Below are 23,061 nucleotides of genomic sequence, written 5' to 3'. Positions count from 1 at the left end.
TCATAAGCAAATCGTCAATCCTAAACTAATATTGAAAGGATTCACCCTAAAGTTAGATCCACCCGTCATCCGTTTTCCCGTCTCTCCCAGATTATTTTTCTGTTTTTCCTGCCTGTAACGAATGCCGGCTATTCCGAGCGAACATTCAATACTTACATTTTGCATGATAAAAACAGCCAATCCCGGATTTATTCCCAATTGCACCTCAAATATATCTGTTTGAGTATTAACCAGATTTTCTTCTACACCACGGTCGAATTTAGACTTTCCAAAATTGAACGTCAAAGCAGTCTCATTGAACAATCCAAATCGTTTACCGGCATCCAAACCTACATAAGAGCGATGAAAGAACGACACGTTATACAAATTTTGTTCCAACTTTAAATCTTTCAAAGAGAAATCGACATCATCATCAATTTTCAGCGTGATATTATTCAAGGCTCCCCGCATATTCCGGTATCCGAACTTCAATCCCAACACCATATTATCACGGACAGCATAGCCTCCATATACAGAAAAATTCAGATTACGCCCATTACAATCAAAATTATCAAAATAGGCAAACAGCAGTTTATTATCCGCACTATTATAATCCCAGTATGACATTGTGAAACCAGAGATCCACTTCCCTTTAGGAATGAAACGATAGTTCATGATTCCACGATCATAACGTCCGATACGTTTGATTCGCAGGAAGTCCAAGCTCCCTTTTACCGGTAGCGTATCCTTCTGAAAAACGGGGACAGAATCTTCTACCTCCAACGATTGACAAACCGTTTCCGTCTTTCCCCACAAAGAGAAAACGAATACAGACACCAGTACTGTTACCAATAACCGTTTATACATTCGTCTTGTTTTTTAAAGGTAAAAAGCTATTCCCAGTCCTATACTGAAAAGATTAATTTTAAAATTGGCACTCATCGACGAACGGTTGCTTTCGTAAATCCGGTCCGTCACTTGATGGGTTCGACTGACATTCAGTCCCAACACACCAATGCTTACTTCCACTGCCGTATAATTATTGATAAAGGCAACCAAACCTGGACTCAAACCAACACTTGCATCCAAAGAAGTCTGATATACTCCTGTCAGGTCATCCCCTTTACCGTTCACCACTTTTGAAACAGAACCTCCCAACTCTAACTGCACTTCATTGAATAATGCAAAACGCTTGCTAGTACCTAAATTGATGTAATTTCTCAAAACAGCAATTCCCGAATAAGAGTTCTTCAATTCATACAGGTTACTAATATCAAAGTTGGTATCTTCATCAATATTTACACTGATATTATTTAGCTTGGTATACGTCCGGCTATACATAAAACGTCCACCTGCAGCTACATTATCCTTAAAAGCATAACACAATACCGGACTCACTTTAAAAGCATACCCTTCCCCACTCAAATTCTCTATCACCAGAAACTGATAGTTATCATTTGAGTATTGAGAATAAGAAACTGAACTACCCACAATCCATTGTCCCTTAGGAATGAAAGTTCTCATTTCTATATTCCGTTTGAACTCCTGTTGCGCGCATGTTTGCGTCGTTCCAACAATTATTCCCAAGATTATCAGGAATGAAGTTTTGATAAAGTAATTCATACTTTGCTTATTCATAAATTAATTCCAAATCATCAAGCCACAAAGTACTGCCCGTACTTCCGGTAAAATAATCTCCATATCTACTTGCACTACCCACTAAAATAATATCAGTCGGTTTACGGTTAGAGCGATAGTTAATCGGGATCTCCAGTTTAATCAATCCTTCACCCTCCGTCGACTCTTTAAGAATACACTCTCCATAGCCTATCACATTCGAAGAATTTGAATCAAAAAGCTGCCTGTCAGCAGGCTTTGTCTTAATAAGTACTGGTATATCCGTTTCTCCTTCAAAAGTCTGATGTGGCCAGTCACCCAATGCTACATAAATAGAGCCCATGTCTTTACTGTTTTTCGGCAACTCGCTCAATGTTGAATAGTCCACCGTACCAGCTACATATCTATAATAAAGCACCAATTTCGATGGACGTGAAGTGAAAGGACGTCCAAACCGTAAGATACCGTCTGTTCCATCTATTTTCAGGAACTTCCCGACAAATACATTTCCGGCAGCAAAAGCACCAATTCCAAAAAGAGCCACATATTGAGACTGTAATTTTGCAGAATAATTCCCGCTGTGCTTAATGGCTGCGTCATACGTTGTCACATTCTTATTCAATGTGGCAGAACCTGTATTACCACTATCCCAGAACATTTCTCCACCACTCTTATAAATATAAAGAGGAGAACTTCCATGCCAGTCTTCAAACCCGGCATTCGGTAATTGTGCAGGAGCTTCTGTAGTGAATTGTTTTGTTTCTTTCGCTGCAACAGTACCAGCCATTGCCTGATATTCATAGGTTATACCAGGTTCAAGTCCGGTTATTTGACTCGTAAATATTTTATTATTCAACACTGCCTGATTCGAATACATCCAATCATTGGAACCAAGCGCCCGGTAACGGAAATTCATTTCTGTAACTGAAGCAACCAGACTACCATACAGAGTGGCTTTTGTTGACCAAATATCGTTCTGTGTAGCAATATCCTCGGTAGCAACCAAAGCATCTGTAGCAATAACCGTCAACGTTTTCGCTCTATCTTTTCCATTCCGGTCCCTTACTTCAATGTCAAATCGATAGGTGTTATTACCGTCGTCAATCGAATTAGTCATTATCTCTCTCAAGTTTTCCTTAAATGCAAACTGAACCTTTGTCATATCCGCATTAAATTGGATACTAAATCCAAGATTATCCAGTTCTCTTATCTGAACTTCAGTCAATTCCATCAAGTCGAAAGAAGAAAAATGGGTAATTCCCAACCGTGCAAAATCCGCACTCGTCACTTTCAGTTCAGTAAAAGGCACACTGGCAGCCATCCGCACAACAATAGGTGTTTCCTTGTCGAATTGCGCACGATAAACTGCATTATCCAACTCATAAATCTGATCATTCTCGATTATCTTAATAACAGGACGTGCCAGTATATCTACTTTCTCATCCGTCGTCAAAGCTGTTTCAACCACATTTACAGAAATCATGCCACCACCCACTTCAGAGGAAGAATTACTAAAAGTCAAATCATATCTGGTTGCTTTCCGCACCAAATTAATAACTCCACTTTTGGTTATTTCTGTTTCACTGCCGTTAAGTTGCCCAACAAGATTCCATCTTAATTGGTTTTCATCATCCAACAGCATAAAATATCCTAGTTGGGATATATTATCCTGTGTATATTCCAAGGTCCCCAATCGGTTACTCACCGTAATTTTATAAGTAGGAAATGCCTCCTGTAATTCGTCAGACAGAGCCAGACTGACTACTGTATTGCGAATGCCACACACTACTGATTCCGAAATAGCCGTCCCTTTTGAAATTGTAAACTCTTTCGTCCCCTTGAAATAAGAATCGGTAAAAGATGCAGCTACGGAATCACCCGCAGTAACTTCCGCTTTATAATTGTCGGGAACTAACAGTATTTGTTCCGGCATTTCATCCAAAGTGGCGAATTTACGCACCAAGCCCTCCGCGTTACGGATATACACTTTACACTTCTGAAGCAATTCTTCATCAGTAAGCGTAGCTCTCGTCTTTCCGGCAGAAACAGTGGGTAATTCACGTTGAACACCTATCTTTAAAGATAATGCACCCTCTCCATTATTTGTCAGGTCACTTTCACGGCAGGAGACACAAACAAGTCCAACAATGAAAGCTATAACTAATATATGTATCAGTTTTTTCATTCTGTTTTCTTTGCTATTGATTTCAATGCTAAAGTAGCTGTTCTGGTATTATTTGCCTGATCGACAACGGTAATAATAAAATTATGAGAAGCAAGTCCATACAATCCGAGTAGCGGCGTAAACTGTGTAATATCAAACACCAAATATTTCACTCCGATCACTTCACTGCTCACCGGGAAACCTAAGCTCTTCAACGCTTTCTCCAAATCTGCATTTGCAGGGTGTGCCAAATCAAATTCGGAAGACAAGCCTACCGACTTCAGAATTTCAGGTGTCAAAGTCTCCGAATCAATCTTCACTTTCAAATTTTGAATACCATTATCTGCCGTGATATTAACAATAATAGTTTTGGTTTCGTCTTTCTCTACTTCTATCTCATCCATTATATTGAAACCTTGTCCTACGATTGTCGGTGCACTTGTACCAGGATTTACAGATGGATCTTCCGGCAATATATCTTCTGCTCCCGGATCAGCCCAAGCGAGCAAATCCACTTTCTTACATACTGCATCCAGCTTTACGCTTAATCCCATGTCACCCACTGAAGGTATCTCCAGATTAAACACAATGTTCCGGTGCTCTCCACCTTTCACATTGCTGAAACTGGTTTGGTCTTCTGTCCATTCCCCATCTACCGTTCCCTGGAAATGAACAATGATGATATTGCTTACTTCGGCAGCTTCAAAGAATCCGGCACGTCCACTTCCAATATCGTTATTATTAAAAGTCAGTTCACCTGTACCGACTTTTATTGTAATGGATTGGTCACCACCGACTTTCTGCTTCAAATCATCATTGAGATCGACTGTCACCATTATATTCTGCAAGAAGCATTTAATTACATCAACCGATGTAACCTCATCTTTCTTTATTGTAAAAGTTTGGGTTCCTTTATAGAAAGGTTTTTCCCATTCAGCAGGTTTTACGTCATGTGATAATGCTTCAATCTTATAGTTACCCACATTCAAGGTTAAGATTTCAGGCATATCTCTATATCTTGTATATTCCTTTACCAATAAATTATTATCAGTTGAATAAATCCGAATGATATAATCATCTGTATTGATTGCTTTACCGTCCGCACGTGACAGCACATCCACAGAAACAGAAACACTTGTTCCCGCAAGTCTTACCTGTCCTTCGCCTTGATTTGTATTCCCGGTTCCTTCGTCGTCCCTTCCAAAATCAGGATTATCATTCATACAAGCACTGCATAAACCTAAGATGCTTGCCAAACATATAAAAACGAGTTTTTTTATTGCTTTCATATTACTCATTACTTATATTCTAATATTATATTTTTATCTATATACAATTCACTACCAGTAGAAACAGCTTCACCCTTATTATCCGTTGTTTTAATCTTACTGTCTTCAACACTTTGAGTGTTTGAAGCATTGGAAGAAGAGGCAAACATCACTCTTAAATGAGTCGCTTTTTTCTCAAACATCGTATTATAAGTTAAGTCCACCGTGAAGTCCTTTTGAGAACTCGTCGCTGTTAAGACTTCACTACCTTCGGCCAGCTTTAATGTTTGTCCTCCTTCGCGGTTTTCTACTATTACAGTTACAATACCGCCCTGATCGTTATTAGCTACATAAGTATAAGTACCCTTTAGCTTTATCGGACGGGAAGTGAAGGATATACCTTCATTATAGATTTCTACATTAGTAGAATGGTTATAACTATAACTTCCCAGGAAAAGCTTACCGGCAGAACGATGACCATGCGTAGGAGGCGTAAGACTTGTTAACTGATCTGCACTAAATCCACCACTTCCTGAAGGAGGATCATTAGAGGTTATAGTCCATGCCACATTGCGCATCAAAACTCCATTATTTTGCTGCATACTTGAAAGAACCATATACCAAGTATTTTTATTACCTGTAGTTGGTACAGTTTTACTATTTACTGTCGCCCAACTTGCACTACTTTCAAGATCAAGGGCCGTTAAAACAGTTGTATCAAATCTATTATCTCCCCAAAAACCTTTATGGTAATATTTACCTCCCTTATTAATAGTGCCACTAAACAGAGTAGTCCCCCATCCCTGCGTGAAATCCGGAAGCTGTATTACACTCTCTGTTGTCTGCATAACAGGAATTGAATAAGTCGTACCATCATCACAAGTCGTTCTGAAATAATAAGTAGTTCCCGGAGTAAGTCCTGAAATGACAGCCTTTCCAGTGGTTACATCCAGTTTCAAATCTTTGGCATCCACTTTCGTCCACGTACTTCCATTCAAAGAAATATATGCTTCAATAGCACTCATCACATTAGACATATCTTCGGCATATTCAGGTATAATCGTCATTTCAGCCGTGTATGACCACATATCAAACGGTTCGAGGATAACACTATAAGAAGGTATAATAACAGCTACGGAAACGATGGCTGATTTCAAACCGTTATATTCAGCCTGGAAGTCTTTGGCTACAACTCCCATATCAATACCGCTTGCTTTTATATTGTAATATCCTTCTTTTCCTTCTATCGGAGTGATAACCGTATTGTTAATCAAAGTCATCACACCATAATAACGATAATAAAGTTTAATATTCTGCGGATTGCCTTCTTTCAGTTTCACCGGAATCGTCACTTCTTTACTCTTCATCTTCACAGGCTCCGTAGGCAGCAACATAAAGTTCTTAGGCGTTGTTATATTCAACACATAATCTTCACTTTGCTTACCATAAGTACTGGTGGCACTCAAATAGAATAAATGAGTATCATTATTATCCGTGATATTCAGATTAGGAATCAAACCAGTAAAATTAATAATACCCATCTGATCCTGATTAATACCAAAGCCAATCAACTTCACACCTGATTTGTCCAACAATGCTTGATCTTCAGGAGTAAGTGCCGCCAGATTAAATCCTTCCTCCGGCCAATCGGGTAAATTAGGAGAAGTAGTTCTAAGAATACATTTCGTAAAACCGCCCAAAGAAGTCAACAAAGCCGATAACTGATTCGATTCAATAGGATTACCGTCCCACTGATTACCATCATTACTTGTTTTCTCAAATCCGGTCAATGTAAAATAAGGAGGTTTAATATTCAATGCTTTATCCGAAATATCCAAAGTAATGGGTCTGACTTCCGTTACACGGTCAAAAACAATGCTCAACATGGCTTTACCAGCGTCCACATTCATTTGCAAATGATAATGATGTTGAGCTAACGCCTCCTCAATGGTAGCCACTTCAATAGTAGTCGGACTTAGTCCGCCATTCACTTTCGTGAAAGTCAGTTTTACTGAAATTCTCCCCGGCTTCACAAAAGCAGCACGTGTTTCTCCGGACGAAAAAGAAACTTCACTTCCCAACTCTGCCTGTACGGTAGAAGAATAAGTCTTAAAATACTGTTTGAAATCATCCGTGTATTCAATACTTATTTTAGTATTGGCCAACTTACAAGTAGTTTCTACGGGAGTAGTCTCGCCACCACGGATGTTAAAATCGGTAGTACCCTCATAATAAGGAGAATCAAAGCCTTCCTTCTCAATGTCACCATAGAAAGCTTTCAAGGTATAACTTCCTACCGGAAAAGTAGTGTCTTCATCATAGTCACTCAACTTATCCCAGGAAGCCTGCACTTTGTCACCTTGCAACACAGAAATAGAGAAATCTTGTATGGAAGGCAGTACTTCCTCACTTGAGCGTGTCGTAACATCTGTCACCGAAGAATTTGCGGATAGATGCAAGCTCATTCCGCCAAAGGCACCCGAACGCTTTTCATCGTTTACACAACTGCACAACAATACAATCTCTAAAAATAAAATAAACTTCAAAATACCCTTCATACCGAATTAAATACGCCTTTAAATAATACGGAGTCCCTCTCTCTGAAATCAAAGATAAGCTTAAATACCTAATATACAGGTGCTATCTTGTAAACTGGCCGCAAAAATACAGTTTTATTTCTTTATAATAAAGTATCTAAAGAAAGTTTTATTTTCAAATATGAAAAGAAGACCACAATTAAGGCCTGGAATATGAAAAATGAAACATTTTTAAGAGATATAACATAGAAGTTCTGTCTTTCAGATGAAAAACAGAACTTCATTATGTAATAGCTTAAACGTTAATAAAGCTTATTTATCGACACCTGGCATCAAGACTACGCCCAGCTTCTTCTTGCCGTCCATCTTGACTATCACAGGCTTTTCAAAGCGAACATGACGGAGATAGTTCGTTTCCTGCACTGCTGGTTGTGCATTGAGGAAATCCTGATTATAAACTCCATCATTCATAAAGGCGTTGATCGTGAAATATCCCACCCCGAAAGAAGTCAGGTTCTGGAAAAAGTGTGTCCCCTGACTGGGATCTACCCGGTAATTAGTCAGACCGGCTTCCACAATCACACGGGCAGCCGAAATATGAGGCCACTTCACCGGAATACCAAGCCATGTATCACTGCTTCCCCAGCGTCCCGGACCAACCAATACATAGTTCTTTCCTTCGTTCAGGAACTGTTGATTGATCTTTTCTATCTCCCAGGCAATCGTCTGATTATTGGAGGCACTATAATTGTCGGTTTTTACATAAACCACATCATATACCTCATTCATAATACCGTGTCCCAACGAATTATACGAACGGAGAATCACATCTTCATCAGGAATCTCGTTCAAATCCTCGTCCAGCATTTCTTTGCTGTCTACGATAGGACGGATCTGCAACAGATAGAAAGTTCCGGATTTATCATGTTCGCGACTTAACGTTGCTGCAAATTCAATTTCAACCGGACGGCGCATCTCCTGTTCACCATATTTCAATACTAACTGCAGAATACGAGCTAACGGGAAAACATCATGTTGCAGGATATTAGCAAAAGTAATCACCTTACGTCCTCCCGGATATAAACCATCACGAATGATCTGATCGTACGGATCGTAGGTAGAAGCAATATAACGCAGAGCACCGTCACTTTCTGCCTCTTTGACATGAAGTTTCAGCAAATTAAAACCATCGTCGATAGAAAAATCATGTCCGGCATTTTTCAAATCCAATGCATAGAAACGGGTTTGAGTCTCCTTGAGAGCAATTTCCATTTCGCTGGTCTGTAACACCTGATTAGGATGATAAGGGGAAAAACGAAGGGTCATGCCACCGTCAACAATATATTTTCCTAATCCCAAAGCCAGATTCACCGTTCCCTCTTCTGCCTTTTCATTCCCCAACGGATAATAATTGAGCGAGCGTGCCACACCGGACATGGAAGGATAATAACGGTCACCATACTGATTGCCAACTACTTCCTGTAAGATAACAGCCATTTTCTCCTGATCGATTACATTCGACGTAGCTTGCATATACGCTTTGCTGTCACGGAAATAAACCGAAGCATACACCCCTTTGATGGCATCGGAAAGCATCCGCAACATTTCATAGCGGTCGTCCAGATAAGGAATCATGTAGGTGTTGTAAATTCCTGCAAACGGCTGATAATGTGAGTCCTCCAACAAGGAAGAAGACCGAATGGCAATCGGAGACTTCACGACATCGAAGAAAGTGAAAAAGTCCTCTACCAACCGGTCCGGCAATTTAGCCTTCAGGAAGTATTTCAAAATCGTATCATCATCCGCATCCGACAGTGCAATCTGATACAGATTGTTGGTGTCCATGAACTCATCAAAGACATCCGTGCAAAGCACCACTGTTTTCGGAATAGCAATACGCGCATTTTCAAACTCGTCAAACTCCGGATGACGCTTCACCATATTATCAATAAATGCCAGTCCACGTCCTTTTCCTCCGAGAGAGCCATCCCCGATACGGGCAAAGTTAGAATAACGGTCGAAGCGGTCGCGCTTAAAGACCGCCACGACTCCCTGGTTCTTCATCTTACGATACTTCACAATCGCCTCAAAGATGATTTTACGGTGAGCATCGACATCCTGAAGACTATTCCAGGTTATCGGTTTCAAGAATTCAGCCACCGGGAACATGGCACGCGAATAAAACCAACGCGACACGTGATTCCTGCTGATATGATATAAGAAAGATTCCGCAGGTACGGCAAAAAGAATATTTTGCAGCTCCTTCAAATTCCGGACGCGGGCAATCTCCTCCCCGGTATCCGGATTGCGGAAAATAAAATCACCAAAACCAAAATTATCGGAGACGATACGGCGCAAATCAACGTCCATCTTCTTGGAGTTCTTGTCGATAAAGCTGGCACCATACTTGGCTGCATAAGACGAATTTTCAGATTCGGAAGACTGGATTATCAAAGGAACAAACGGATCATTCTTACGTATCTCCGCACACAACTTGATACCTGCCAGACCGTCTTTCTCTCCCCGTTCCACTTTCGGGAAACGGACATCAGTGATTACCCCCAATATATTATTCTGATACTTATGATAGATCTCCATCGCCTCCTGATACGTACGTGCCAACACTATTTTAGGACGTCCGCGCATACGGAGCGTACGCTGGTGTGCATTCAAGGCTTCGGTAGAGAATTCCTGACTCTGCTTCAACACGAACTTATACAGATTCGGCAAAATGGAAGAATAGAAACGAATGCCATCTTCCACCAAAAGAATCAGCTGTACACCGACCTCCTGTACATCGTGTTCCAGATTCATCTTGTCCTCTATCAACTTAATGATAGACACCAACAGGTCAGTATTACCCAACCAGCAGAACACATATTCGAACGCACTTAAATCTTCATTGATAATCCGTTTGGTAATACCATGGCTAAAAGGAGTCAGTATGACGATAGGAATATGCTCGTATTTCTCTTTGATGTGACGGCCGATATCGAAACTGTCATTATCCCCCGTGCTCGGCATACAAATCACCAGGTCGAACGACATATTTTCCAACTGTGACAGTGCTTCCTCCTCCGTAGATACCTGCGAGAAACGAGGTGGATAGCGCAGAGACAAAGAAGTGTATTCATTGAAAATCTTCTCATCAATGCGCCCGTCATCCTCCAACATGAAAGCATCGTAAGGATTAGCGATTAATAACACGTTAAAAATCCGCCTTGTCATCAAGTTAGCGAATTGTGTATCTTTGAAGTAAAGCTGGTTTAATTTATATTTACTAAGCATAAAGTCATTCTCCTTTCTTATTTCAAATCGTCTATCTGCAGAATCACATTTTGCAAAGTTAATTCTTTAAATCTCATTTTCCACCATCTTCTTTATAAAGTTTACTTGTTTATCTCTTATTATTTTGTAGATTTGTAACTTTAAGTTTATTCAAAAAGACTTTTTATTCACATGAAAAAAGTAACTTTATTAATGAGTGGAATCATGGTGATGTCATGCGCTCCCCAACAGAAAAAGCTTGTCTACCCCGAGACGGCAAAGGTAGACACCGTAGACGTGTACTTCGGTACACAAGTTCCCGACCCTTACAGATGGCTGGAAAATGACACCAGTGCAGCTACTACTGCCTGGGTAGAAGCACAAAACAAAGTAACGAATGAGTATCTAAGTCAGATTCCATTCCGGGAAAACTTGTTGAAACGATTGACCACACTGGCCGATTACGAGAAGATCAGTGCGCCAATCAAGAAACATGGCAAATATTACTTCAGTAAAAATGACGGCCTGCAAAACCAGAGTGTATTCTACGTACAAGATTCACTGGACGGCGAGCCTCGCGTTTTCCTCGACCCGAACAAGCTCTCGGACGATGGCACAGTGGCACTGACCGGTCTTTACTTCTCAAACGACGGCAAATATACCGCTTACAGCATCTCACGCAGCGGATCGGATTGGTCTGAAATATTTGTCATGGACACTGAAAGTGGCAAGTTATTGGAAGACCACATCGAATGGGCCAAATTTACCGGTGCCGCCTGGCAAGGAGACGGATTCTACTACAGCGCCTACGATGCTCCCGCCAAAGGAAAAGAATTCTCCAACGTAAACGAAAAGCACAAAATCTATTATCACAAAATAGGTGAACCGCAATCGAAAGATAAACTGATTTATCAGAATCCGGCTTATCCGAAACGTTTCTATACAGCCAGCACCAGCGAAGACGAACGTATTCTCTTCCTCACAGAATCCGGTGCCGGAAGAGGCAACAACTTATTTATAAGGGACCTAAAAAAGCCGAATTCTCCTTTTATCCAACTGACTACCGACCTCGACTACCAATACTACCCGATTGAAGTGATCGGCGACCAGATTTATATTTATACTAACTATGGTGCACCGAAAAACCGGATCATGGTAGCCGACATCAACCGTCCGAAACTGGAAGACTGGAAAGAACTCGTTCCCGAATCGGAAGCCGTTCTTTCAAATGCAGAAGTGATCGGTGGCAAACTGTTCCTTACTTACGACAAAGATGCTTCGAACCATGCATACGTTTACGGCCTCGACGGCAAGCAGATTCAGGAAATCCAACTGCCTTCACTCGGTTCGGTAGGCTTTAGCGGCAACAAAGACGATAAAGAATGTTTCTTCGGATTCACTTCATTCACCATTCCGGGTGCCACTTATAAATATGATATGGACCAGAACACCTACGAACTATACCGTGCACCGAAAGTACAGTTCAACTCGGATGATTTTGTGACGGAACAAATATTCTTTGCCAGCAAAGACGGTGTAAAAGTTCCGATGTTCCTTACCTATAAGAAAGATCTGAAGAAAGACGGCAAAAATCCTGTATTCCTCTACGGATACGGTGGTTTCGGCATCAGCCTCAACCCGGGTTTCAGTGCAATGCGCATCCCATTCCTCGAAAATGGCGGTATCTACGCACAAGTCAACCTGCGTGGTGGCAGCGAATACGGTGAAGACTGGCACGTAGCCGGAACTAAGATGCAGAAGCAGAATGTATTCGACGACTTCATCTCTGCTGCCGAATATCTTATCAACGAAAAATATACGAATAAAGATAAAATCGCCATTGTAGGTGGCTCCAATGGTGGTCTGCTGGTAGGTGCCTGCATGACACAGCGTCCGGACCTGTTCCGTGTAGCAATTCCGCAGGTAGGCGTGATGGATATGCTTCGCTATCATAAATTTACTATTGGTTGGAACTGGGCAAGCGATTACGGAACAAGCGAAGACAGCAAAGAAATGTTTGAATACCTCAAAGGCTATTCTCCATTGCACAACCTGAAACCGGGCACAAAATATCCGGCAACACTGGTAACCACTGCCGACCATGACGACCGTGTGGTTCCCGCCCATTCATTCAAGTTTGCCGCTACGCTGCAAGCAGACAACGACGGTACAAACCCGACACTGATCCGCATCGACAGCAAAGCAGGTCACGGTGCAGGCAAACCAATGGCAAAAGTACTTGAAGAACAAGCAGACATCTACGGTTTCATCATGTACAATTTGGACATGAAGCCGGATTTTAAGAAGTAAAAAGTACAAAGTATTAAATTCAGGTATTAAGTATGAGCACTTAATACTTACATTAAACATTAGGTATAGAGTATTAAGTATGAGCTCATGCGGTTTGCAGCGTAGCCTACCACTTAATACTTTATACCTAATGCTTTTTCTACTATCATTTTATCATTATTTAATCAAAATAATGGCATAAAACCAATCACATCTGAAAAATTTTCCTATATTTGCAGTGAATTAGTTGACATTTTATCAGAATTAACCTTTTAAAATATAGTATCATGAACATCCAGAAAATCATGTCCTCTTTGGAGGCTAAGCATCCCGGTGAATCTGAATATCTTCAGGCAGTGAAGGAAGTTCTTCTTTCTATCGAAGATATATACAATCAACATCCTGAATTTGAAAAAGCTAAAATCATAGAAAGATTGGTAGAACCTGACCGTATCTTCACTTTCCGTGTGACATGGGTGGACGATAGAGGCGAGGTACAGACCAATCTCGGCTATCGTGTACAATTCAATAATGCGATAGGCCCATATAAAGGTGGTATTCGTTTCCATGCATCCGTTAATCTTTCCATTTTGAAGTTCCTCGGCTTCGAACAAACATTCAAGAATGCACTGACTACCCTGCCTATGGGTGGTGGTAAAGGCGGTTCCGATTTCTCTCCACGCGGTAAGAGCGATGCTGAAATCATGCGTTTCTGCCAGGCATTTATGCTGGAGTTGTGGCGCCATCTCGGACCGGATATGGATGTGCCTGCCGGTGACATCGGCGTAGGAGGACGTGAAGTGGGCTATATGTTCGGCATGTATAAGAAACTGACTCGTGAATTTACCGGTACATTCACCGGCAAAGGATTGGAATTCGGCGGTTCATTGATTCGTCCGGAAGCTACTGGTTTCGGAGGACTGTATTTTGTCAACCAGATGCTTCAGGCAAAAGAGATCGATATAAAAGGTAAGACAGTGGCAATCTCCGGTTTCGGCAACGTTGCCTGGGGAGCAGCTACTAAAGCTACCGAACTGGGTGCAAAAGTGATTACAATTTCCGGTCCGGACGGATATATCTACGATCCGGATGGCATCAGTGGTGAAAAAATTGACTATATGCTTGAACTTCGTTCTTCGGGCAACGATATTGTGGCTCCCTATGCTGAACAATATCCGAACGCAACCTTCGTAGAAGGAAAACGCCCGTGGGAAGTGAAAGCAGACATCGCGCTTCCTTGCGCCACCCAGAACGAATTAAATGGAGAAGATGCTCAAAATCTCATAAAAAATGACGTACTTTGCGTCGGAGAAATTTCCAACATGGGATGTACCCCTGAAGCTATCGATCTTTTCATTGAACATAAGACGATGTATGCTCCGGGTAAAGCGGTCAACGCAGGTGGTGTAGCCACTTCCGGTCTGGAAATGTCTCAAAACGCAATGCACCTTAGCTGGAGTGCTGCCGAAGTGGACGAAAAGCTCCATGCAATCATGCACGGCATCCATGCACAATGCGTGAAGTACGGCACGGAACCCGACGGATACATTAATTATGTGAAGGGTGCCAACATTGCCGGATTTATGAAAGTAGCTCACGCAATGATGGGACAAGGAGTTATTTAATAATTGAAAATTGAGAATTAAAAATTAAAAAATAAAAGATTTGGTAGTGGACTATAAAAGAGTTTGGTAGTGGACTATGTTAGTCAACAAGACATTTATTTTTCAATTCTCAATTTTTAATTCTCAATTTATTCAAGGACTTTGTTTAGTTGTATTTGTATTTGTGGTTTGCGCTGCTCGTCTCCTGTGACAGGACGCGGGTAGCGCTATTTTTTTGAGATTAACATTATTTTCGCTGGAATTAATTATCTTTGTAGCATGATAGGTTAAATAATAGTTTGTGAATTTGTTATATGCGATAAACAACTCACAACTAATAATTTGCCATTATTGGTTTTGTAATTAATAATCAAGTAATAAATAAAAATGCTACAACCCGAATTGAAATTTCGCCGTGACAAGATTCGCAGTCTGATGGTGTCGCAGGGCATTGACGCCGCACTTATCACGTGTAATGCAAATTTAATTTACACGTATGGCTGTGTAGTCAGTGGCTATCTTTACCTCCCCCTTCATTCGCCTGCACTATTATTTTTTAAACGTCCTAATAACATCACAGGAGAGCACTCATTCTCTATCCGCAAACCGGAACAAATTGTTGATCTGCTGAAAGAACAAGGATTGCCGATGCCAACCAAACTGATGTTAGAAGGTGACGAACTTCCTTATACGGAATATTGTCGTCTGGCCAGTCTCTTCCCGGAAGCGGAAGTGGTAAATGGTACCCCGTTGATTCGCCAGGCACGCAGTGTGAAAACACCTGTAGAAATTGAAATGTTCCGCCGCTCCGGCATTGCTCATGCAAAGGCTTATGAGCAGATTCCTGGTGTTTATCGTCCCGGTATGACGGACATTGAATTTTCCATCGAAATAGAACGCCTGATGCGCCTGCAAGGTTGCCTCGGAATTTTCCGGGTATTCGGACGTAGTATGGAAATATTCATGGGTAGCGTACTGACCGGGGATAATGCCGGTTACCCCTCTCCTTATGATTTTGCCTTAGGCGGTCAGGGACTTGATCCTGCCTTGCCGGGAGGAGCAAATAAAACTCCGTTAAAAGAGGGACAAAGCGTTATGGTGGACTTAGGTGGCAACTTCAACGGCTACATGAACGATATGAGCCGTGTATTCTCCATCGGCAAACTGCCCGAAGAAGCTTACACCGCCCATCAGGTTTGTCTGGATATTCAGGACAAAATTGCTTCCATTGCCAGACCAGGTATTGCCTGTGAAGTGCTTTACGACACAGCAGTCGAAGTGGTCAAAGCAGCCGGATTTGCCGACAAATTTATGGGAACAGGACAACAAGCCAAATTTATCGGTCACGGCATCGGGCTTGAAATTAACGAAGCTCCGGTACTGGCTCCCCGCATAAAGCAACCATTAGAACCGGGTATGGTCTTTGCCCTCGAACCGAAAATCGTTATTCCGGGTGTAGGTCCCGTAGGTATCGAGAACTCTTGGGTAGTGACCAACGAAGGAATCGAAAAACTGACAAACTGCAATGAAGAAATCATTGAATTAAGTTAAACAGACAATGAAAAAGATGTGTCCGGCAAAGAACCGGCACATCTTTTTCTACTAATAATAACACACTTAACCCCCAAAACCAATGAAACAACCTTTCATTCTAACCATTGTATCCTCTGTTGCCTGCGCTGCAACAGCCGCCAACAAAGCACCGGAAAACACCACACCGACAAAGTCAAAAACACCCAACGTTGTATTTATCTACGCCGACGATCTCGGCTACGGCGATCTGGAATGTTACGGAGCTAAAAACGTACAGACACCCAACGTCAACCGACTGGCAAAATCGGGAATCCTTTTCACCAATGCTCATGCAACAGCCGCCACCAGCACCCCTTCCCGCTACTCCATGCTAACCGGAGAATACGCATGGCGCAAAGAAGGAACGGATGTAGCGGCAGGAAATGCCGGAATGATTATCCGTCCCGAACAATACACCATGGCAGATATGTTCAAAAGTGTCGGTTACACCACTGCCGCAGTAGGCAAATGGCATCTGGGACTCGGAGATCAAACCGCCACTCAAGACTGGAATGCTCCGTTACCGTGCGCACTGGGCGATTTAGGTTTCGACTATCATTACATTATGGCAGCTACAGCCGACCGTGTACCCTGTGTGTACATCGAAAACGGGAAAGTAGCCAACTATGATCCGAGTGCTCCCATCGAAGTCAGTTATCAAAAGAACTTCGAGGGTGAACCTACCGGAAAAAGTAATCCTGAATTACTTTATAACCTCAAGCCAAGTCACGGTCACGACATGTCGATCGTTAATGGAATTTCACGCATCGGTTTTATGAAAGGCGGTGGAAAGGCACTCTGGAAAGACGAAAACATTGCTGATTCACTTACCACACACGCCATTCAATTCATCGAGGAAAACCAAAATAAACCTTTCTTTCTCTACTTTGCCACCAATGACGTACATGTGCCCCGCTTTCCTCACGACCGTTTCAGAGGAAAAAATCCGATGGGATTAAGAGGCGACGCTATCGTACAGTTCGATTATTGTGTCGGTGAAATCCTGAATACACTCGAAAAACTGGGATTAAGAGAAAATACACTCATTATTCTTTCAAGTGACAACGGCCCGGTAGTAGACGACGGATACGATGACAAAGCAGAAGAACTACTCAACGGTCATAGTCCTGCGGGACCGCTACGGGGCAACAAATATAGTGCCTTTGAAGGAGGAACCCGTATTCCTGCCATCGTCAGCTGGCCTGCAGGAGTAAAAAAAGGAATGACTTCAGACTTATTGGTTTCACAAGTGGACTGGCTCGCCTCTCTCGCTTCCCTGACCGGAGCTACGATGCCTAAGAATACCGCACCGGATAGTTACAACTATCTGGGAAGTTGGCTGGGTAAAGAAAAGACAGACCGCCCGTGGGTGATAGAGCAGGCTTCCAATCACACGCTTTCCGTCCGCACCAAAGACTGGAAATACATCGAACCGAATGACGGACCGAAAATGATTCAATGGGGACCGAAGATAGAAACCGGAAACTCTAAAGAACCCCAGCTTTATAAGATGAAAGAAGTGAAAGAGGTAACCAACTATGCAAAGAATATGCCGGAGAAAGTGGCAGAACTGCAAAGTATCCTTCAAAGCGTACGCGAAGGAAAGGACTTAATCGGGAAATAATTCCGGATACGAAACACTGAAACGCTTTCATTTTAATGACAACAACATCATGAATTATCAATCAATCCCCTTAATAGGCAGCGCCCTGCTCCTATCTACCCTATCTGCCAACGGACAGAAAAAAAATACCCAGCCCAATATCCTCTTCATCCTTTGTGACGATATGGGATATGGAGACTTGGGATGCTACGGTCAACCATTTATCCGTACCCCTCATATAGACGCTATGGCCGGTGAAGGAATGCGTTTTACGCAAGCATACGCAGGAAGTCCCGTCAGCGCCCCTTCCAGAGCTTCATTCATGACAGGACAACATTCAGGGCACTGTGAAGTACGAGGTAACAAAGAATACTGGAAAAATGCACCGATCGTGGAATATGGACAGAATAAAGAATACTCAATAGTGGGGCAACACCCTTATGATCCCGACCACGTAATCCTGCCGGAGATAATGAAAGATAACGGCTATACCACAGGTATGTTCGGCAAATGGGCCGGAGGTTACGAAGGCTCCTGTTCCACTCCCGACAAACGGGGGATAGACGAATACTACGGTTATATCTGTCAGTTTCAGGCTCATCTTTATTATCCCAATTTCCTGAACCGTTATAGTAAAGCGTTGGGTGACACCGGAGTGGTACGTGTAGTAATGGATGAAAACATCCAATATCCGATGTATGGTCCCGACTACCTGAAACGTCCGCAATATTCGGCCGACATGATCCACCAGAAAGCATTGGAGTGGCTGGATCAGCAAGACGGCAAACAACCGTTTTTCGGCGTATTGACTTACACCTTACCTCATGCGGAACTCGTTCAGCCGGAAGATTCTATCCTGAATGAATACAAAGCTAAATTCAACCCGGATAAAGAATTTAAGGGAAGCGAAGGCTCACGATACAACGCCATCACGCATACACACGCCCAATTTGCCGGAATGATTACCCGCCTGGACTATTACGTGGGCGAAGTTTTGAAAAAACTGAAAGAAAAAGGACTGGACGAAAACACATTGGTTATTTTCTCCAGTGACAACGGCCCTCACGAGGAAGGCGGAGCTGATCCTACTTTCTTCGGCAGAGACGGAAAACTACGCGGACTGAAACGTCAATGTCATGAAGGAGGAATACGTATTCCATTTATCGCCCGTTGGCCGGGACACATACCTGCAGGTGAAGTAAACGATCACATCTGTGCATTTTATGATTTAATGCCGACGTTCTGCGAAGTTGTTGGTATCAAAGACTACGAAAAGAAATATCGCAATAAGGAAAAAGAAGTCGATTATTTCGATGGGATTTCTTTCGCTCCCACACTGCTGGGTAAAAATAAGCAAAAGAAACATGACTTCCTGTATTGGGAGTTTGATGAAACAGACCAGATTGCCGTACGCATGGATGATTGGAAAATGGTAGTGAAAAAAGGAACACCGTTCCTCTATAATCTAAAAACAGATATTCATGAAGATCATGACATAGCACTCCAACATCCGGATATCGTGGAAAAGATGAAGGCTATCACCTTTGAACAACATACTCCGAATCCTCATTTTTCGGTGACGTTGCCCAAACAGTAAACGCACAGATAAAGAAATAATGAGTAATCAGCAGTTGGAAAGCAAGTTATCATTCATTCCGATGCAGTTTTGAGAAAAATACGGATTTTTGAAACTCCATCCAATAGAATGATTATATTTGCATTTTGATTATAAGGAATAAATTACAAACCACTAATCAGTTAACAATGAAATTCAGCAATGTAAGATTATTAGTAAACGACTTCGCCAAATGCTTTAAATTCTACACCGAACAACTCGGATTGGAACCAGCCTGGGGAGATGAAACCAGCGGCTACGCCAGCTTTAAAGTAGCCGACGGAATAGAAGGCTTAGCCCTTTTTGTATCCGACTGGATGGCACCTTCGGCAGGCAATGCGGATAAGCAGCAACCTGTTGGGATGCGCGAAAAATCAATGATCTCCTTCAGTGTAGATAACGTAGACGAAACCTTTGCCGCTCTAAAAGCAAAAGGCGTGACATTTATGAATGAACCTACAGATATGTCCGATTGGGGTATGCGTACCGTGTACCTGCGCGATCCTGAAGAAAATCTGATAGAACTCTTTACTCCTCTGTCACGGGAGCAATGTAGCCAGGAACTCCTCGAAGAAGATAAGAAATTTCAATAAGAGATATTGCTAACAGAAACGTGCCCATACAAGTGAGCCGGAAAAGACATTCAATAAGCCCCATAGTGACATCACTATGGGGCTTATACGTTCACTTGGCATCCCACTCAATACTGCCTTGTTTTACTCCAATTCAACTACTGATTCGCATAAATCAGTGTCTGAATACTATAGGATTACGATGCCTGATTTTATATCTGTTCCGTCCTTCTATCAGCGAATGGGCGTCATTCCCATCTTCTTTGCCCGTTCCAGCATGAAAGCATGAGCCGCCTCATATTCATTCGGAATCACTCCATCCAAGATTGCATCTTTGATAGCACTCTTCAAGACTCCGACCTCACGACAAGGTTCCAAGCCGAAAATCTCCATAATTTCTTCTCCGCTCACAGGTGGCTGGAAGTTACGGACACGGTCTTTCTCTTCCAAATCCTTCAGTTTCTGTCGAACCAACTGGAAGTTATTTAGGAAACGCTGTTTACGTTCCATATTCTTGGAAGTAATATCCGCTTCGCAAAGCATCATCAAGTCGTCAATGTCATCACCCGCTTCAAAGAGCAGACGGCGTACAGCCGAGTCTGTCACCACGTCATCCGCAATAACGATCGGGCGCATATGCAGGCTGACCAGCTTTTGTACATACTTCATCTTCTCATTCATCGGCAACTTCATCTTGCGGAAGATATGCGGAATCATCTTTTCACCGATAAAGTTATGATTATGGAACGTCCATCCCGCTTTAGGCTCCCAACGTTTCGTGGCAGGTTTGGCAATGTCGTGCAACAAAGCAGCCCAACGCAGCCAAAGGTTATCAGTCTTCTTGCTGATATTATCCAGCACTTCCAACGTATGATAAAAATTATCCTTGTGAGAACGTCCGTTCCGTGTTTCCACACCCTGCAAGGCTGCAAATTCCGGAAAAATCAACGGCAGCAAACCGCTACGCTCCAAATCAATAAATCCTTTTGAGGGGATTGGAGAAAGAATAATTTTATTCAGTTCGTCCGCAATACGTTCACGGGATATAATTTCAATCCGTTCCTTATTCCGGCAAAGCGATTCGAAAGTATCATCGTCAATGTAAAAACCCAATTGCGTAGCAAAACGGATGCAACGCATCATGCGCAAGGGATCATCGCTGAAAGTGATATCCGGGTCGAGGGGAGTGCGGATTGTCTTTTCCTTCATATCCTCCAAACCTCCGAACGGATCTACCAATTCGCCAAAACGTGCTTTATTGAGACATACGGCCAAAGCATTGATCGTGAAATCGCGACGATTCTGATCGTCTTCCAGCGTGCCGTCTTCAACAATAGGTTTACGCGAATCCCGTTGATAAGATTCTTTACGTGCACCAACAAACTCTACTTCCGTGCCTCTATATTTTACTTGTGCTGTTCCGAAATTCTTGAAAACAGAAACATGAGCACCACGTCCCAACTGTTTTCCAAGGGCTTCCGCCATTGCAATTCCACTTCCTACAACTACTACATCTATATCTTTAGAGGGACGCTGCAGAAAAATATCACGAACGTAACCACCTACCACATAACACTCCATACCGAGTGTATCAGCCGTTTCGGCTATCTGTCCGAAGATGGGTTCGCTAAAATGCTGCTTCAATTCCTCTTGAGTCAACTCTATCATTCTTTTTAGTTATAAGTTTTGAGGGGACAAAATTACAAAAATAAGGGATATATTTGTATTTTTGCCGCTAATAAAACCAGTAAATAGAATTTGTGATGAAAAAACTGATTATCCTCTTTTGTGGTACGCTGGCATTAGCTGCCTGCGGAAATGGCCTTGAGAAAAAAGCCAATGAAAAACTGATGGTTGCCAAGGCTGCCTACGAACGTGGCGACTATGAAGAAGCTAAGTTACAAATTGACAGTATCAAGATTCTCTATCCCAAAGCGTTCAAAGCACGTAAAGCGGGACAAGCACTGATGCTCGATGTTGAAACAAAAGCACAACAAAAAACGCTTGCTTACCTGGATAGCGCCTTTCAGGCAAAGACGGAAGAATTCAATGCCATCAAGGACAAATTCAAACTAGAAAAAGATGCCGAATATCAACAAGTCGGCAACTACCTCTGGCCTACACAGACCATTGAAAAGAATATGCACCGTTCGTACCTCCGCTTCCAAGTGAACGAGCAAGGTATAATGAGTATGACTTCCATCTACTGTGGTGCCGGCAATATTCACCATACAAAAGTGAAAGTGATTGCTCCTGACGGCAGTTTTGCAGAAACTCCAAGCTCCAAAGACAGCTACGAGACAACGGACATGAACGAGAAAATAGAAAAAGCTGACTACAAACTAGGGGAAGACGGAAATGTGATCGAATTCCTGAATCTCAATAAAGACAAAAATATCCGTGTGGAATATATAGGCGACCGCACCTATAAGACGACAATGAGTCCAACCGACCGCCAGGCCGCAGCAGGTGTTTACGAATTAGCACAAATCCTCTCGGCCATGGAACAGATTAAAAAAGAACAAGAGGAAGCCAACCTGAAAATCGGATTCATCAATAAGAAGAAAGAACGGAAAGCACAGGAAGAAATTACCGATTAGTAAAAGGAAAGCCATCCACCAGAAAAAGCCATTGGTTAATAATAAAATAGACGGGAATAGTTGTTATTTTTCATAAACGACAACTATTCCCGTCAAATGCATAATGAGACTCTTAATCCTCTGCGTGAGAGAAAGGGCGTCTCCTGGTAGGGAGAAACGGCGTAGTCTGCCATCATCAAACGGCGTAGCCTGATGACCAAAAAAGGCGTGGTCTACACGCCTTTATTTTACCCTTCTATTCAACTGATTATTAGCCTTTTCCTGCTTTGATTTTCCGACCCGTTTTCCGGTCGTCTTCTTTTTACCGACTGCAGGTTTTGTCTTTCCGGCAAAAGGATTGTTACTTTTTTTGATTGGCATAGACAGCACTTATA

The 23,061-nt window shown here is 42.4% G+C and carries 15 protein-coding genes; 7 read left to right on the top strand and 8 right to left on the bottom strand.

Annotation, left to right across the window (positions count from 1 at the left end; all coding sequences use genetic code 11):
- The 6 genes from DXB58_RS12650 to DXB58_RS12625 all read right to left on the bottom strand — a co-directional run bounded on the left by DXB58_RS12650 (nucleotide 1) and on the right by DXB58_RS12625 (nucleotide 10,853).
- Nucleotides 1-846, bottom strand: a complete 846-nt coding sequence (locus DXB58_RS12650) for a hypothetical protein (protein WP_074638718.1) — start codon at nucleotides 844-846, stop codon at nucleotides 1-3.
- A gap of 12 nt (nucleotides 847-858) precedes the next feature.
- Nucleotides 859-1,602, bottom strand: coding sequence for a hypothetical protein (locus DXB58_RS12645; protein WP_004306842.1), 744 nt, complete (start codon nucleotides 1,600-1,602; stop codon nucleotides 859-861).
- A 7-nt stretch (nucleotides 1,603-1,609) separates the two neighbouring features.
- A complete protein-coding gene (locus DXB58_RS12640) occupies nucleotides 1,610-3,781 on the bottom strand; it encodes a PCMD domain-containing protein (protein ID WP_122136954.1) in 2,172 nt (723 codons plus the stop codon).
- Entirely contained in the window at nucleotides 3,778-5,049 is a 1,272-nt protein-coding gene (locus tag DXB58_RS12635; protein WP_122137014.1) for a DUF4493 domain-containing protein, read from the bottom strand. Before DXB58_RS12635 ends, DXB58_RS12640 begins: the two co-directional genes overlap by 4 nt.
- A gap of 8 nt (nucleotides 5,050-5,057) precedes the next feature.
- Nucleotides 5,058-7,586, bottom strand: coding sequence for a DUF4493 domain-containing protein (locus DXB58_RS12630; RefSeq protein ID WP_122136953.1), 2,529 nt, complete (start codon nucleotides 7,584-7,586; stop codon nucleotides 5,058-5,060).
- A gap of 291 nt (nucleotides 7,587-7,877) precedes the next feature.
- A complete protein-coding gene (locus DXB58_RS12625; protein ID WP_099147098.1) occupies nucleotides 7,878-10,853 on the bottom strand; it encodes a PEP/pyruvate-binding domain-containing protein in 2,976 nt (991 codons plus the stop codon).
- A gap of 171 nt (nucleotides 10,854-11,024) precedes the next feature.
- Here DXB58_RS12625 and DXB58_RS12620 point away from each other — a divergent pair, with 171 nt between their 5' ends.
- The 6 genes from DXB58_RS12620 (at nucleotide 11,025) to DXB58_RS12595 (ending at nucleotide 20,108) form a co-directional block, all read left to right on the top strand.
- The gene (locus DXB58_RS12620) at nucleotides 11,025-13,142 is read left to right on the top strand and encodes a prolyl oligopeptidase family protein (protein WP_122136952.1); all 2,118 of its coding nucleotides are present in this window, start codon (nucleotides 11,025-11,027) and stop codon (nucleotides 13,140-13,142) included.
- A gap of 266 nt (nucleotides 13,143-13,408) precedes the next feature.
- On the top strand, nucleotides 13,409-14,746 hold the full coding sequence (gdhA, locus tag DXB58_RS12615) for an NADP-specific glutamate dehydrogenase (protein ID WP_122136951.1): 1,338 nt from the start codon (nucleotides 13,409-13,411) through the stop codon (nucleotides 14,744-14,746).
- A gap of 366 nt (nucleotides 14,747-15,112) precedes the next feature.
- Entirely contained in the window at nucleotides 15,113-16,276 is a 1,164-nt protein-coding gene (locus DXB58_RS12610; RefSeq protein WP_122136950.1) for a Xaa-Pro peptidase family protein, read from the top strand.
- Nucleotides 16,277-16,358: 82 nt separating this feature from the next.
- On the top strand, nucleotides 16,359-17,921 hold the full coding sequence (locus DXB58_RS12605; protein ID WP_122136949.1) for an arylsulfatase: 1,563 nt from the start codon (nucleotides 16,359-16,361) through the stop codon (nucleotides 17,919-17,921).
- Between the two features lie 49 nt (nucleotides 17,922-17,970).
- Nucleotides 17,971-19,497, top strand: coding sequence for an arylsulfatase (locus tag DXB58_RS12600; RefSeq protein WP_122136948.1), 1,527 nt, complete (start codon nucleotides 17,971-17,973; stop codon nucleotides 19,495-19,497).
- 167 nt (nucleotides 19,498-19,664) lie between these two features.
- Nucleotides 19,665-20,108, top strand: coding sequence for a VOC family protein (locus DXB58_RS12595; RefSeq protein ID WP_122136947.1), 444 nt, complete (start codon nucleotides 19,665-19,667; stop codon nucleotides 20,106-20,108).
- Nucleotides 20,109-20,321: 213 nt separating this feature from the next.
- On the opposite strand, the gene DXB58_RS12590 is transcribed toward DXB58_RS12595, so the two are convergent.
- Entirely contained in the window at nucleotides 20,322-21,755 is a 1,434-nt protein-coding gene (locus DXB58_RS12590; protein ID WP_004297989.1) for a CCA tRNA nucleotidyltransferase, read from the bottom strand.
- 95 nt (nucleotides 21,756-21,850) lie between these two features.
- On the opposite strand from DXB58_RS12590, the gene DXB58_RS12585 reads away from it, so the two are divergent.
- Complete coding sequence (locus tag DXB58_RS12585) at nucleotides 21,851-22,687, top strand: hypothetical protein (RefSeq protein ID WP_122136946.1); 837 nt, start codon at nucleotides 21,851-21,853, stop codon at nucleotides 22,685-22,687.
- A gap of 222 nt (nucleotides 22,688-22,909) precedes the next feature.
- Here DXB58_RS12585 and DXB58_RS27945 read toward each other — a convergent pair whose 3' ends face one another.
- Entirely contained in the window at nucleotides 22,910-23,047 is a 138-nt protein-coding gene (locus tag DXB58_RS27945; protein WP_175486907.1) for a hypothetical protein, read from the bottom strand.
- Nucleotides 23,048-23,061: the final 14 nt, after the last annotated feature.

Source organism: Bacteroides sp. OM05-10AA (genome assembly GCF_003439055.1).
Classification (GTDB): domain Bacteria; phylum Bacteroidota; class Bacteroidia; order Bacteroidales; family Bacteroidaceae; genus Bacteroides; species Bacteroides intestinigallinarum.
This window is presented reverse-complemented; position numbering and strand designations above follow the sequence as displayed.